The organism is Streptomyces sp. NBC_00873 (assembly GCF_045207415.1).
Lineage (GTDB): Bacteria > Actinomycetota > Actinomycetes > Streptomycetales > Streptomycetaceae > Streptomyces.
This window is the reverse complement of record NZ_CP108804.1, coordinates 105,519-118,692: the sequence shown is the minus strand read 5'-3', so window position 1 is coordinate 118,692 and position 13,174 is coordinate 105,519. Positions and strand designations below refer to the sequence as shown.

General features: G+C 68.8%; 13 protein-coding genes and 3 pseudogenes. 8 read left to right on the top strand and 8 right to left on the bottom strand.

Features of this window, described 5'->3' with window-relative positions:
• Positions 1-250: 250 nt before the first annotated feature.
• Complete coding sequence (locus tag OH809_RS44250) at positions 251-703, bottom strand: helix-turn-helix domain-containing protein (protein WP_331743987.1); 453 nt, start codon at positions 701-703, stop codon at positions 251-253.
• A gap of 138 nt (positions 704-841) precedes the next feature.
• Between OH809_RS44250 and OH809_RS44245 the strand changes: the two genes are divergently transcribed.
• The 3 genes from OH809_RS44245 to OH809_RS44235 are packed head-to-tail and all read left to right on the top strand — an operon-like array spanning position 842 to position 2,356.
• A complete protein-coding gene (locus OH809_RS44245) occupies positions 842-1,759 on the top strand; it encodes an NADP-dependent oxidoreductase (RefSeq protein ID WP_331744007.1) in 918 nt (305 codons plus the stop codon).
• Positions 1,760-1,817: 58 nt separating this feature from the next.
• Complete coding sequence (locus OH809_RS44240) at positions 1,818-1,982, top strand: hypothetical protein (RefSeq protein ID WP_331743984.1); 165 nt, start codon at positions 1,818-1,820, stop codon at positions 1,980-1,982.
• Positions 1,982-2,356, top strand: coding sequence for a DUF4267 domain-containing protein (locus tag OH809_RS44235; protein WP_331743981.1), 375 nt, complete (start codon positions 1,982-1,984; stop codon positions 2,354-2,356). Before OH809_RS44240 ends, OH809_RS44235 begins: the two co-directional genes overlap by 1 nt.
• A 422-nt stretch (positions 2,357-2,778) precedes the next feature.
• On the opposite strand, the gene OH809_RS44230 is transcribed toward OH809_RS44235, so the two are convergent.
• The 7 genes and pseudogenes from OH809_RS44230 to OH809_RS44200 all read right to left on the bottom strand — a co-directional run.
• Positions 2,779-2,961, bottom strand: coding sequence for a hypothetical protein (locus OH809_RS44230; protein WP_331743623.1), 183 nt, complete (start codon positions 2,959-2,961; stop codon positions 2,779-2,781).
• 89 nt (positions 2,962-3,050) lie between these two features.
• Entirely contained in the window at positions 3,051-3,623 is a 573-nt protein-coding gene (locus OH809_RS44225) for a hypothetical protein (protein WP_331743978.1), read from the bottom strand.
• Positions 3,624-3,701: 78 nt separating this feature from the next.
• Positions 3,702-3,935 (bottom strand): helix-turn-helix domain-containing protein, encoded by a 234-nt coding sequence (locus OH809_RS44220; RefSeq protein WP_331744005.1) that lies wholly within the window; start codon positions 3,933-3,935, stop codon positions 3,702-3,704.
• An 89-nt stretch (positions 3,936-4,024) separates the two neighbouring features.
• Entirely contained in the window at positions 4,025-5,338 is a 1,314-nt protein-coding gene (locus tag OH809_RS44215; RefSeq protein WP_331743975.1) for an XRE family transcriptional regulator, read from the bottom strand.
• Between the two features lie 377 nt (positions 5,339-5,715).
• Positions 5,716-6,621 (bottom strand): annotated as a pseudogene (locus OH809_RS44210) (tyrosine-type recombinase/integrase); the annotation flags it as partial.
• A gap of 258 nt (positions 6,622-6,879) precedes the next feature.
• On the bottom strand, positions 6,880-7,683 hold the full coding sequence (locus OH809_RS44205) for a hypothetical protein (protein WP_406516343.1): 804 nt from the start codon (positions 7,681-7,683) through the stop codon (positions 6,880-6,882).
• A 397-nt stretch (positions 7,684-8,080) separates the two neighbouring features.
• Positions 8,081-8,540, bottom strand: a pseudogene (locus OH809_RS44200) (dienelactone hydrolase family protein); the annotation flags it as partial.
• Between the two features lie 702 nt (positions 8,541-9,242).
• On the opposite strand from OH809_RS44200, the gene OH809_RS44195 reads away from it, so the two are divergent.
• The 5 genes and pseudogenes from OH809_RS44195 to OH809_RS44175 all read left to right on the top strand — a co-directional run.
• Positions 9,243-9,530, top strand: a complete 288-nt coding sequence (locus OH809_RS44195; RefSeq protein WP_331743962.1) for a hypothetical protein — start codon at positions 9,243-9,245, stop codon at positions 9,528-9,530.
• A gap of 129 nt (positions 9,531-9,659) precedes the next feature.
• The gene (locus OH809_RS44190; protein WP_331743959.1) at positions 9,660-10,067 is read left to right on the top strand and encodes a hypothetical protein; all 408 of its coding nucleotides are present in this window, start codon (positions 9,660-9,662) and stop codon (positions 10,065-10,067) included.
• Positions 10,067-11,626: a hypothetical protein gene (locus tag OH809_RS44185; RefSeq protein ID WP_331743956.1), complete on the top strand. Its 1,560-nt coding sequence runs from the start codon at positions 10,067-10,069 to the stop codon at positions 11,624-11,626. The genes OH809_RS44190 and OH809_RS44185 overlap by 1 nt, the downstream gene beginning before the upstream one ends.
• A 235-nt stretch (positions 11,627-11,861) precedes the next feature.
• Positions 11,862-12,098: a transposase domain-containing protein gene (locus tag OH809_RS44180; protein ID WP_331743953.1), complete on the top strand. Its 237-nt coding sequence runs from the start codon at positions 11,862-11,864 to the stop codon at positions 12,096-12,098.
• Positions 12,019-13,088 (top strand): annotated as a pseudogene (locus tag OH809_RS44175) (IS256 family transposase); the annotation flags it as partial. The gene OH809_RS44180 and the pseudogene OH809_RS44175, both read left to right, overlap by 80 nt.
• Between the last annotated feature and the right edge of the window lie 86 nt (positions 13,089-13,174).

The window sequence follows — 13,174 nt, the reverse complement described above, 5'->3', positions numbered from 1 at the left end:
CGACCTGGATGCCTGTTTGTGATCCCCAGCCGCCAGGCCGCCGTCGATCGGGCCGCCGAGCGGGATCGCGTTCCGGCGGGCGGCCAGGACCGGTCGACGGCGACCAGGCACCCAGAGGTTGTCGACGACGGTGGTGCAAGCCGCGCGCGGATCGGCCAGCAGGTGGTGCAGGGGTTCGTCGACGGTGGGTGCAGCGAAGATTGACCACTTGCTGTCATCGTCAAGATATGACGGTCGGCTTCTCTTCGAATCAGTGGGCGGCGTCGCATTGCCTGTGGTCGTAGCCGTCGCGATGGGTGAGGACCTCCTCCATGTGGCCCTCCGCCCATTCCTTGATTCCCCGCATGACTCCCTGGAGCGAGCGACCGAGATCGGTCAGCTCATAAGTGACGGTGACGGGCACCGTGGGGGTCACGGTCCTGGTCACCATCCCGTCGCGCTCGAGTGAGCGCAACGTCTGCGTCAGCATCTTCTGGCTCACGCCCGAGATCCGGCGTGACAGCTCGGAGAAGCGCATGGGCCGCGGTTCGTCGCCGGAGGCAGCCCCAGGACGCGGGCCGTCCCCGCCCAGGGCGGCGAGCACAAGGGCGACCCACTTGTCGGAGATTCGCTCCAGGAGTTGGCGGCTGGGACATGCCGCGAGGAATGCGTCGTACTCCGCTTTGGCTACGGCCCGCCGCTGGGACGCGGTGCTGGTCGGCATAACTCGTCTCTTCCGCTCGGTGACTTACGCACCTCAAGGTGCCTACTTCCCATTGGGAAGCAGGTACCTCCATGGTGGTGCTGCATCAAAGCGATGGCAAGACCACCTCACAAGGCCTCCACGAAGGAGCAGATGGCGATGAATCAGATGACGTCTCGGCGGGCCGTGGTCCGTGTGCCGTCCGGGCCCCGGTCGATCGGGACCGTCGACGTCCCGGTGGCTGAGCCGGGGCCGGCGGAGATCCGGGTCAAGATTGCCGCCGCAGCGATCAACCCGGTCGACCTGGGGGTGGCCGGGGGCGTCTTTCACCAGCTCGGATTGGTCAACCAGCCGGACTACACCGGTCTCGGCTGGGACTTCGCCGGCACTGTTGATGCCGCCGGACCCGGCGTCGAGCTGCAGGTCGGCACCCGTGTTGCCGGGTTCATCGACGGTTTCGACCGCGACCACGGATCCCATGCCGAGCACCTCCTCGTCTCCGCCGCGAATGTCGCCGTCGTTCCGGACGGCATGGACCTGGTCGAGGCGGCGACGGTGCCGCTCAACGCCACCGCCGCAGCCCAGCTCGCCGACCTCCTCGGTGAGGCGTCAAGCAAGGCTCGGCGCTTGCTGGTGACCGGCGCGGCCGGCGCGGTGGGCGCGCACGTCGCCGTACTCGCCCAGGACCGCGGCTGGCAGGTGACCGGGATGGCCCGAGCGGCCGACGAGCCGTTCGTCCGGGGCCTCGGCGTCGACTTCGCCACCGATCTCGGGCAGGGCTGGGATGCCGTTGCCGACGCCGGAGCCCTGCAGGAGCACGCCCTACGGACGGTGCGCGACGGTGGCCGTTTCGTCGGCGTGCAGCCGGCCTCGCGACTTCCCGAGGAGCGCGGCATCGCCGTCGAGGTCGTGTTCGCCCATCCCGACGGTGCGCTTCTCGCCCGATTGCTCGCACGGGTGACGACGGGGGAACTACCGGCTCGCGTCCACGCCGTCGCGCCGCTCGACGAAGCAGCCGGTGCCTACCAGGCGATGGCCAAGGGCGGCGTCCGCGGCCGGATCGTTCTCGTCCCGTGACAGCGCGGCGTCGTCTCGCGACTCGGGCCGTGACCGCGGGGCCCCCGGAACCCGATCGATGTCCTTTGGGTCCGGCGGATCGACGATCGATGTGCTCGCCGGCCCTCGAGAGAAGTCCTTCGCCCGGATCGCCGCCGCGGACGAGCGGGACGCCGAGCACCGGCACGAGATCCACGACAACCACTTCGTCAAAAAAGATTCCCTCAACGGACAGGACAGCTGATGCTCACCACCAGTGCCACTGTTCTCGCCGGCCTGCTCGGCGCGGCCCTCATCTTCATGGGCGGGCGCGCCTTCACGACGCCGCAGGCCGCCGTCGGTTTCGGCATTCCCGATACACCGGTCGACGACCCCGTCTTCCGGCCCTGGCTGCGCGTGAAGGGTTTGCGCGAGATCGCGTGCGGGGTCTTCGTCTTCGTTCTGATGCTCGTCGCGACGACGTCGCTGCTGGGTTGGTACGTGATGGTGCTCGCTGCGATACCCGCCGGAGATGCGGTGGTCGTGCTGCGCAGCGGTGGGCCGAAGGCCGCCGCCTACGGCATCCACGGCGCAACGGCGGTGGTGATGCTGGCGACCAGCATCGGCCTCCTGGTCTGACTCGCCATCGAGATCCGACCCTGACTACGAGGCTCCGTAGGGCGTGTTCCGGCGAGGTTTCCCGCGGAAGGCTCGCCAATATTCTTTCCACCTCGACAACGACCCCGGCTGCGAACGCAGCCGGGGTCGTTGAGTATTTCGGATCTACGCTCTGGCGAGAGAAGATCTCTTCTGGTGGATGGCGATCAAGGCGTGGAGCAGTGCGGCGATGCGGTTCGGGCTGATCCGTACCCGCTTCAGTTCCGCGAACGCCCAACGCAAGGGTAATACCAAGGTTGCGCCATTTCTTGTTTCATGAGTGGTGGCTGGCAGGTCTCGACGACCCCACTCAACCGCCGACGGCCCCCTGCTTCAGCACCCCCACTCCCGATGCTGACCCAGCGGCGACGAGCACCAGGAGCAGCACGACGAGCCTTGGCCGGCTAGCTCGGCTTCCTCTTCGGCCGGGCCGCCTCGACGGTCTCCCGGCAGGTGCTGCGCAGGGGGTTGCCGCCGAAGCCGTAGCGGTGGCATGGCTGGTGGCAGCGCGCGCACCGGCCGACGTGCGCGGGCGGGCAGTCCAGGACGGCAGAGGCCTTGCGCTGGGCTGGTGCAGGTGTGGTCATGGCGCTTCCTTTCGAACCTCCGTTCTATCAGAGTTCCGGAGGTTCGCCGGGCTGCGACACCGGTCCACCGGCCGCGCTGCAGGTGCGGCTCAGCCCTGCAGCTCTGCGCGCGCCTTCTCCAGTTGTGCCACCGTCACCGTGCCGGCGCCCGGGAGGCCTGCGCTCTGCCACGCCCCCTGAGCACGGGCCACGACACCGCCGGCGTCGTCGAGGAGGACCTTCTTCGCCACGTTCACGGAGATCGCGCCGTCGCCCAGGTCGACGAGGTGCGCGAGCATGCGCACGTTGTGCTGCCGGTTGCCGGCCTTCTCCTCGTTGTACCGGTAGACGAGCACCCACCGACCGAGGAGGGAGCGGGCCCGCTCGATCATCTGGCGGCCGCGGTCCGTCTCCTCCTGCTCGGTGCGGATGTGCTCGGCATCGCCGGACGGCGGCCGCAGGGTGAGCAGGCCTCGACGGCTGGTCTCCTCGATCTCGACCTTCTCCAGGAACGCGACGAACGTCTTCGCGCTCTCCAGGCGGTCGACGTCCTGCGCGGCCTGCTTGGCGATCAGGTGCAGGTCGACGGTGAGGGTCTGCACCCGGCGGCCCCAGGCGGCTTCCTCGCCGAGCGGGCAGGGGCCTGCGGCCTGGGCGGCGGCGATCACAAGGCTGTAGTCCACGCCCCCATCATGGCCCCGTAGTCCTAGCTCGGAAGTCCTAGCTCGGACACCAGGGAGCAAGTAACCCGCCGGTAGCTTTCAGGGCTTTGCCGCGGCGGTCTTCTTCGGCTGGCGGGGCACGGTCTTCTCGCGGTCGAGGTGTCCGTAGACCGTGGAGCGGGGGACGTTGAACATGTCGGCAATCTGCTGGACGGTCTTCTCGCGAGCGTCGTAGAGCTGCTGGGCCAGTTCGGCCTGGTCCGGAGTCAGCTTGGGGCGGCGCCCGCCGACCCGGCCGCGCGTCCGCGCGAAGGCGACGTGAGTTGTCGACAGTGCTCACCTGCGGGTTCGTGATCGCGGGGTGGAGTGTCGACAGACGGTCGTTTGCCGAGACTCAGGGCCAGCCTCCGGCCGCTGTCGGATCACCCCGCGAGTCGTTCCCGGGCGTACTCGCGCAGCTCGATCATCGGTTGCTCGGTCCGGTCGTCCAGGCGGCGGATGAGTGCGGAAGCGAGGTCGATGCAGCGAGTGGCCCCGGAGTCGAGGGCGGTGTCAAGAGCGGCGCGGGCATCGGCCGCGGCAGCGGAGGCGTCGCGGTCATGGAGCGAGCCTTCGGCCCGGTAGGTCAGGAACACCGCTCTGGTACGGGACCGGCGTGGATCGAGCTCGCCCAGTCCGGAGTCGATTACGCTGCCAGCGCGACCGGGGTCGCCGAGGTCGAGCCAGCAGCGTCCGGCGTCGGCGTTGACATCCGCCATCGACATCCAGGACACCACGGGGGGTGTGTCCTGCGGGCGAATCCGGTCCAGCTCGGCCTCGGCGGATGCCAGGGCACGCCCGGTTCCAGTGTGATCTTGGAGTACGGCGCAAGCCCGTGCGCGGCGTACGTCGAGCAGGGAGCGGGCGGCCGGCGTACGGGTCCGGGAGCGGGCATGTTCCAGCACTTTGATCGCGTCGGCGGGCCTGGACAACCAGGTTGCCTGGTAACCGAGGTCGGATAGTGCGACCGCGGCGAGATCGCGGTCCCCGGCCTGGTGCGCGGCATGGACGGCGGCCTGCCAGTGGCGTTGGGCGTCGGCGTGCCGGTCGGCATCGAAGCGCAGCCATGCGGCGCAGTGCGCGAGGTCGGCGGCCACGGCGTGGAGGCGGCGGCCAATTGCTGAGCTGTAACGGTCCTGGGTGATCAGGTCGATCGCAGTGTTCAGATGGGCGTCGATGAGGCCAGAGACCTGCCGGTGCGGCCCGGCGGCAAGGGTGCGCAGTTCGCTGGAACGCTGCTCCAGCCACCTCAGGAGTTCCTCGTCGATCTGTTGTCCGCCCAGGGCCTGGGACAGGTGGCGTGGCTCGATGCGGGCCCAGTCGGCAGCGACCTCGATGAGGGTGCTGCTGCTGAGTACCAGGAAGGATCGTCGGTCCATGCGGGTGATCTGCACCTCTCTCAGGGCGGCCCGGCTTCCCGAGGGGCTGAACGGGGCGGGCCGTTCGAAGGCGGGCAGCCAGTCGGGCCATCGAAGATGTTCGATCGCGGCGGTGGGAACATCGAGGACCTCTGCCAGCAGCAACTGGCTCTCCTCGCTCGGTGTAGTTCCTGTCTCCCAGAGCCAGATCCGGTTTCGGTCGATACCGCTGCGCAGGCCACGCCTGCGGGCCTGCGCACGGAGCAGACGGGCGAGGTCCTCTCCGGACCAGTGGTGACTGCGGCGCAGGTGCGCCAGCGGATGACGGTCCAGATCCATGTCGCCCCCTCCGACTACTGACGCCGCCCCTCCACCATGCCGTACTCGGGCGGGGGTTGAGGAGGCTTCACCGAGGCCGGGCACACACCGGCCACACAGTCATCCCCTGGAGCCCGGCGGGGTCGGGTGGTGTCCTCAACGGCGTGACGCCGCGCATCCGCGCGGCGCCGTCGAGAAGGGCTGGTCCTCGCGTGAACACCAGGGATCGTTTTGCTGATCTGTCCGGCGCCACCGTCACCGTGACCGGAGGCTTCGGACTGGTCGGCAGCCGCATCGTGCACAAACTCCGCGCACTGGGCGCCAAACCGCTTGCCGTGGGCCGACTGGACGCCTACGGCACGCGGTGCCCGCGCCCCACCAGCCCTCGTCCCTGGCGGCGAAGCGCAGAAGTGCCGTAGAACGTGCGGCGTGAGCGTGTCGGCCCAGTCGGGCAGATGGGCCTTCGCCGCGGCCGCCAGGCCGTTGCGCAAGGCGTCGTCGCCGACGCGGCGCGAGGAGCAGTCTGAGTTCTTGCGCCCGGAGGGGAACAGCGGGGCACCGGAACGGGTGTGGTCGTCGTCGAACTGGCCCCAGACGTCCTCGATGAACCACCGCAGCGTGCGGTCGGCGCCGTTGATCAGCGGCACCATCCGCTCGCGTGGGCCCGATCCGCGAGCGCCCTTGCCGTGGCGCGGGAGCTTGCCGAAGCGGCCCAGCTCCCACTTGATGTCGGTGAGGTCGACTTTGCATGCCTCGCTCACCCTGAGTCCGACCTGCGACATCAGTTTCGATGCGGTGTAGTTCCGCGCGGTCGGGGCGCACTTGCGGCACGTCGCCAGCTCGCCGCCCCAGCCGGTGAACAGTGTCTTTATCTCCGGCTCGGTCGGCGGGATCCGCAAAGCCGCGTCCTTGGATCCCCGCGGCCGGTTCATCTCGTCGATCGGGCACTCGACGACCCGCCCGGTCATCCGGTGGATCTCGACCTTGTGCCGCAGCTCCAGGAACAGGAAGTACGTGGTCAGCGCCTGTGCGCGGGCCAGCCGGGTGCCGCTCGGCGAGCCCCGCAGTACCTTCCCGAAGTACCCGTCGGCGTCGGTCGGCTCCATATCCCACAGCGGCCGACCGAACCAGGCCCGCATCTGGTCCAGGTGCCCGACGTCCCCGCGGATGGTGCCGTCCGCAAGCCCCGCCGAAGCCCGCGCGAGGACGAAGCCGGCGAGCACGTCGGTCTCGAACTGCTCCAGTTCCTCCGCCGAGATCGGATCGCGGAACGCGCGCAGGTCGCGTACGGCTGCCAGCGCCAACCCAAGCCTCCTCGCCTTCACCCCGATCACAGATGGGTCGGACGAAGTGAGAACGCATCAAGAATCCTGAAGTGACGTCACCGGCTTGAAGGACACCCCAAGGAGACAGAACACCCTGGCCACGGGGACAAGGACTCAGCAGGGCTCAGGGGAACTCGCGGGATGTCGCACAGTAACCCTGGCCCCGGCAGCGGCGCCACCGGTAGGTCGCGCTCGACGACGTACGGGACGCCGCCGACGGAGCCGGGACCGATCAGGTCAGGGGCCGGTGATGGTGCGTCGGGCCGGGGCGGTGCTGACTCGGATCCAGCTGCCCATGAGGTCGACGGCCGCCGCTTCGCGGGTGGCGCAGCGCTGGCCGCGGCTGAAGCCGCCGGCGAGGATGCCGACCCATCCGGTGCGTCCGGAGCGGGATGCGCCGCCGTAGGACGGCTCTACGTGGCCGAGGACGGTGTCGCCGCTGCGGAGTATCCAGCGATGGTTGTCTCGGTGGTCCGAGTGCTTTTCCAGTGCAGCGGCCTCGGCGATGGCCATGGCCGCTTTCCTGGAGAGTCGCTTGGGCCGGGCTGCCGAGCGTCGCCGTGCGGGTTTCGGCGAATCGTCACGTGACGTTTGAGCCGGGGTGGAGACCGCGGCCGGCGCCGTCACGGTGTCGGCAGCCGGCTCGGTCAGGTCGATGACTGTCGTCGTGGGGGAGGTGGTGGTGTCCGGGATGCCGTGCACCGCCTCGCCGGTGGGGGCAGCCTGTTGGGCGCGGGCCGAGAGGACGACAGGGATGCGCGCCACGATCGCGAGGTCGAAGTGGTCTGCGGGCAATCCGGCCGTCAGAGCGCCAGCGAGCCGGCGGGCGGCGGATGCCAGATCGTCGGCGAGAGTGAGACTGCTCGCACCCTCGTACTCCCGGAGCAGCGCCTGTTCGTCTGCCGCTGCGGCACGGTGCCCGGCGTGCTGCTGCTGCCGGGTGCGGTACGCCTTGGCCTGGCAGGCGCGGGAGCAGTACTGGCGGGCACGGGGGCCGCGCCGGGCGGGCAGCTGTTTGCCGCAGACGGTGCACGTTGCCATGAGCTTCCGCCAATCGTCACGTGATGATTGATGTTGCCACGGTACCGCCGCACGGCCCAATCGTCACGTGATGATTGGGCCGTGCGGCGGAATAGGTCAGAGACCAGAGGCGATATGGGCCCCTTCGACGGGATGATCTGCAGCAGGGGCACGATCTCACCGGTGTCGGGGAGCTGATAGGACACCAGCGCGAGGTGCGTGATCTCCAGCAGCTCCTCCAGCCGCACGCCCGTGTGCCGGAGCGTCTCGATGATGGCCCATGCCCAGAACGCCTCGTCCTCGTCACGGGTGACGTCGAACTGCTCCGCCGTGACCATGTCCTCGATCAGCACCATCTCCGGCCGGTACTGAAAGCGCGTCTTGGTTCGGTCCTCCCGGCGGCTGATGCGGCGATAACGCCAACGACGGCGGCCACCTGGCCAGGGGTGGGCTGCGGCGGTGCGCATCGCCAGGAGGCCGCCTATGCAGTAGCCGGTCACCGCGACCGGTCCGGCGCCGACCTCGGGCTGGGTGGTGAGGAACCTAAGGTAGGCGTTGGCGTCGCTCAGGACACGTTCGGCGGTGTGCGCCTCGATCAAGGGCATCAGCTGGGCGATGACCGCGGGCCGGACCTCTTCTCCGATGTGCTCGGGAAGTTCGATCACCGGCGCCGGGCCGTGCCGGTAGAAGAGGTTGGGGACGAGCACGTAGTACCCGAGCCCGGGCAGTTCGCGGGCCATCTCCCGCAGCACGGGACGGATGCCGAAGCCGTCCGCGTACATCAGCACCCCTGGGTGCCGCTCGCCACGGTCGGGGAAGGCGGCGAGAGCGTCGGCCTGGCCGTCCGCGGTGGGAATGTGCAGCATCTTGATGGGCATGAGTTCTCCTGTCGTGGTTGACGTGTCGAGCTGTGATCAACACGACAGGAGGCGGAGCCCGCGCAGCAGCGCCAGATCCTCGATCCAACAGCGGGCCAGCACTGGCCCGTACGGCGCTCAGAGGAGCGCCGGGTCACCAATCCGTGTGTAACGCAATGCCGTCCTGGTAGTCATCGCCGCATAACGTAGCCCACCGGACAGGATCGATGTCAGCCCTCCCCCAGTCCACAGTGCTGTTCGCGAGAATGATTTTGGTCGGCACCTCGGATCCTGAACCCGGTCGACGCGCTGCCCGTGACAGCGATACCGATCTTGTTTCTGCACGGTCCTCACCACACTTCGAAGGCCCTGTTCGAATTCTGAGCTGGGCAAACGCTCGCCAGGGATCGAAAACAGGCTCTGACACTGACCGAACAGCCACGATGTCGCAGGATTTCCACGCACCTCTCGGCCTCGAACTCGCATGCCGGACCTTGGGTTGCCGCCGGGGCGCCAGCCTGCGTCGTTCGACATGCGGCCTGCGCCCGTTCCTACGACACGGCGGGCGGGGTGGCGGGTCGGGGGCTGGGTTCTTCGGTGTGGCGCGGGGGGCTGATGGCGTGGGCGATGTGGTCGGCGGTGAGGGGTGCGGGACGTGGGGCGAGGGTGGGTGAGGTGGCGGCGATGGCCACCCGGTGCTGGCGGTGAGGACGACGCCGTGGTGTGCGCCGGTGGATTTGCGGGGTCACTCGGGCCCTCGACGGCGTCGAACTCACACCTGCTGAGCTGCTGACCGCGCGCTACGCCCAGGGCGCCGCACAACGTGCCTGGAACCGGCGGCTCGCCCCCCTGACACCCCTGGAGGCGTTCAGCGCCGTACAGGCCGATTCCAACGCTCCTGCGGAGATCGTGGCCGCGGCGCTGACCCTGGTGCCGAAGCTGCACGCAGCACTCGACACCGCGGCGGCGGAACTCCGGGCACGCACCGACGCCGAGAAGCCCGCGTCGTAGGCACCAGGCGATTCCCCCGGCCACGGAGCGTTGTCCACAGGAACTTCTCCGTCCACAGCGGGTTATGAGTTCTGGAAGAGCCGGTGCAACGATCGCCCCACACGCATCTCACGAAGGGGGACCGAGCCCATGACCACAGAGCTGAACAACGTGAGCGACGCGCTGGCCGATTCGGACGTATCCAAGGTGCTGGGCGGCGCATGGGATGCGCTGGACCTTGCGGGACGTCTGGCGGACGCCATCGCTTGGGACGAGGCGAGCAACGAACTGCAGGCGCTCATCGCTGCGCAGGAATGCGTCACGGCTCGGGACCTGTTGCCGGTGCCGCAGACGGGCGCTCCCCTCAACCTGGCAGAGATCGAGCCCGGAACAGCCGGCCTTACTCCCTACATCAGTCTTCTGAGTCGGGCCCAAGAGGCTCTTGCCCGTCTCGCCTCGACAGGAGACAACAGCGCGGACGTGCAGAGCCGGCTGAGCGAGGCGGCCAGACACGCTTCCGCTGCGCGGGACGCTCTCTCGACAGTCCGGGAGCGGTAATGGTCACTTTGGAACAGCTCTTCGATACGGCTGGCGCGCATTTGCGGGCTGCGGCCGAGCAGGTCGTCGCGGAGGACCGGGCAGCCGTGAGCCGCCGGCTCGACCAATTCCTCGCAACGCTGTCGTCAGGGCTCAGCACCGTCGACGACACCTCGCACGCGAGCGACCTCAGCTTCCACCTCGACCGGGCCCGCGACGCATTGCAAACTGCCCAGCGACTGATGCCGCCCCCGATGAAGAACTCGTCCGGGCCGGCGGAGGACGGCATCTCTGGCGCAACCAAGGCTGTCAACGTGGTGCGGGACGTCATCGAGAGCCATCACGGACCCGACCGAACCCCGTTGACTGCCTACGCCTTCGCGTTCACCACCCGTCCTGCCCGCGAGTACCTGGCCCGCCGGTCCGCCGAAATCGCGTGGGAGGCAGACCGGATCGCTCTCGCTCTGGGACTGGGCGTCGAGGACCCCGGTGTTGCCGCGGCCTTCGCCGACGTCCGGTCCTCGCTGGCCAAGGCTGCGGTCTTCGGCCGGGAGGGGACCAGGAACGCCGACTGGGGAATCGCGGCCTTCTCCCTCGCGCTGCCTGTCGAGCCGGTCCAGGCGCACGCCAGCGATGACCTCCGAGCTGTACCCGAGCGTCTGGCCGAGGACAGCGACCGGTTGTCTCGGGCCGCGTTCGACACCCTGCACGACCGCTCCGGACACCGGTTGAGCGGATCGGATCTGCAGCAGCTGTCCCGCTGGACAGCAATGGGACGTCTGTTGTCGGGCCGGGTGCTCCTGCATGTCGCCGAGCAGCTTCCGGACCGGGCAGCCGCTGCAGCTCTGCGGGAGGCCGCCGGAACCCTGCGGAGTTCCGCGCAGGCGTGGCAACAGTCCGCAGCCGCGTGGCACCGGATTGTGGACTTGGCCGACCCGCGGGCGCATCCCAAGCTGCCGCCGCCTAGCTATGACATCGTCCGCCGGGGCCAGGTGGTCCGCCTGCCGCAGGTCGTCCCCCATCCGGCCACCGTGATCGCCCGCACGTCGGCTGTGCGGGTGGGGCAGTTGCTGTTCGGAGCGCAGTGGCGACCGGATGGGGCAGGTCGCCCCGATGCGCGGCCGGTTCGCGACATCCTTGGTGATGTGCAGGGCGTGGGCGCTCTGGCGGCAGCGCTGTACCGGCTGCCTGCCGCCGGGTGGCAGCTGGCCACCGCCGCCCCGCTGGCGGTGGAGCGGGCGCGATATGGGCTGGTCACCGATTCCGTCGAGCACCGGAGCGCCTCCGACGATCCCGGGCAGCGACGCTTCTACCCCGTTCACCATCGACAGCTGGAATCGCTCACCACCGCGTACCGGACCGTGATGCCCGCCGAGCAGACCGCTGCGGTCGCACTGCTGGAATCGGCACGTCAGGCAGGAGTTGCAGTCCCGCGCGCCCTCCTTGATGCCGCGGCGCACCGCAACATCGCGGCACAGCAGCAATGGGGCACTACGCAGGCACCGCCTCCCGCCGTACGCGCGGGGGGCCCCGCACTGCGGGCGCAGCCACCCGCACACCGGAAAGGACCGCTCCTTTAGCTCAAGGCCGTGAAGTTACGGCTCCGGGGGCGTTGGCAAGTGCGCTCTGATCTGCGGCGATTTCGGACGCGAGAAGCGGAGCCCCGGTAGAACTGACAGTCGACCAAGACAGCCGTTCACAGCACCGGACGCTCCGCTGTCCGATCAGTGTGTCATCACGCGTGAAATCACGGTAGCCAAGGGCCTGTTCGCCCCCGGGCACCTGGGAGAACTCACCCAGATCGTCCCGTTCGAGATGGTCGATGCGGCCCTCACCGAGACCGGTGCCGTCCAGCAACGACTACGGAAGATCCCCGCCCGGGTGGTGGTCTACCTGCTGCTGGCCGCAGCCCTGTTCGAGGACTGCGGCTACCTGGCCGTCTGGCGCAAGCTCAGCGCCGCGCTGGAGGCGATACCAGCCGCGGAAGGTCACCACCGCGGCCGGGACGGTGGAGGTGAAGGCACCGCGGGTCAACGACCCGCGGGTCGATGAGGCCACCGGCAAGCGCAAGCGGTTCTCCTCGGTGATCCTGCCGCCCTGGGCACGCAAGTCCCCGAAGATCAGCGAGGTGCTGCCCCTGCTCTACCTGCACGGACTGTCCTCCCGCGACTTCGTGCCCGCGCTGGAACAGTTCCTCGGCAGTACGGCCGGGCTCTCGCCGGCGACCGTGACGCGGCTGACGGCACAGTGGCAGGCCGATCACAAGGCATTCGGCGAACGTGATCTGGCCGGCAGCGACTACGTCTACGTGTGGGCCGACGGCATCCACCTGCGAATACGCCTACGGGAGGCGAAGTCGAGCGTGCTCGTGCTGATGGGCGTGCGCGCGGACGGCACCAAAGAGCTGATCGCCATGAGCGACGGCTACCGCGAATCAGCCGACTCCTGTGCAGATCTGCTGCGGGACTGCCAACGCCGGGACATGCGGGCTCCCGTCCTGGCGGTCGGCGACGGCGCCCTGGGCTTTTGGAAGGCCCTCGCGGAGGTTTTCCCGAGGCCCGCCATCAAAGGTGCTGGGTTCACAAGATCGCCAATGTTGCGAACGCCCTGCCGAAGTCCGCGCAGCCCGGCGCGAAAAAGGCCCTGCAGGAGATCTACAAAGCCGAGGACCGCGACCACGCGCTCAAGGCCGTCACCGCTTTCGAGAAGACCTATGGCGCGAAGTTCCCCAAGGCCGTCAAGAAGATCACCGACGACGTCGACGAGCTACTGGCGTTCTACGACTTCCCCGCCGAGCACTGGATCCACTTGCGCACCACTAATCCGATCGAGTCGACCTTCGCCACGGTCCGGCTGCGGACCAAGGTCACCCGGGGCGCCGGCAGCGCGGCCGCCGCCCTGGCCATGGTCTTCAAACTCGTCGAGTCCGCCCAGCAGCGGTGGCGGGCCGTGAACGCACCCCACCTCGTCGCCCTCGTCCGCTCCGGAGCCCGCTTCGAACGCGGACACCTCGTCGAACGCCCCGAAACCGACGCAACATGAACAACCTCAACTGAGCGGCAGGAAGGAAAATTGCTCGCCGGACCCTGCATACCTCCCAGACAATGCCCAGGCCCCGAACACGTACG

Bases quoted from the DNA above. Each gene is read 5' to 3' on its own strand.
- OH809_RS44250 (WP_331743987.1), bottom strand. From the start codon at position 703: ATGCCGACCAGCACCGCGTCCCAGCGGCGGGCCGTAGCCAAAGCGGAG.
- OH809_RS44245 (WP_331744007.1), top strand. From the start codon at position 842: ATGAATCAGATGACGTCTCGGCGGGCCGTGGTCCGTGTGCCGTCCGGG.
- OH809_RS44240 (WP_331743984.1), top strand. From the start codon at position 1,818: ATGTCCTTTGGGTCCGGCGGATCGACGATCGATGTGCTCGCCGGCCCT.
- OH809_RS44235 (WP_331743981.1), top strand. From the start codon at position 1,982: ATGCTCACCACCAGTGCCACTGTTCTCGCCGGCCTGCTCGGCGCGGCC.
- OH809_RS44230 (WP_331743623.1), bottom strand. From the start codon at position 2,961: ATGACCACACCTGCACCAGCCCAGCGCAAGGCCTCTGCCGTCCTGGAC.
- OH809_RS44215 (WP_331743975.1), bottom strand. From the start codon at position 5,338: ATGGATCTGGACCGTCATCCGCTGGCGCACCTGCGCCGCAGTCACCAC.
- OH809_RS44205 (WP_406516343.1), bottom strand. From the start codon at position 7,683: ATGGCAACGTGCACCGTCTGCGGCAAACAGCTGCCCGCCCGGCGCGGC.
- OH809_RS44190 (WP_331743959.1), top strand. From the start codon at position 9,660: ATGACCACAGAGCTGAACAACGTGAGCGACGCGCTGGCCGATTCGGAC.
- OH809_RS44185 (WP_331743956.1), top strand. From the start codon at position 10,067: ATGGTCACTTTGGAACAGCTCTTCGATACGGCTGGCGCGCATTTGCGG.
- OH809_RS44180 (WP_331743953.1), top strand. From the start codon at position 11,862: ATGGTCGATGCGGCCCTCACCGAGACCGGTGCCGTCCAGCAACGACTA.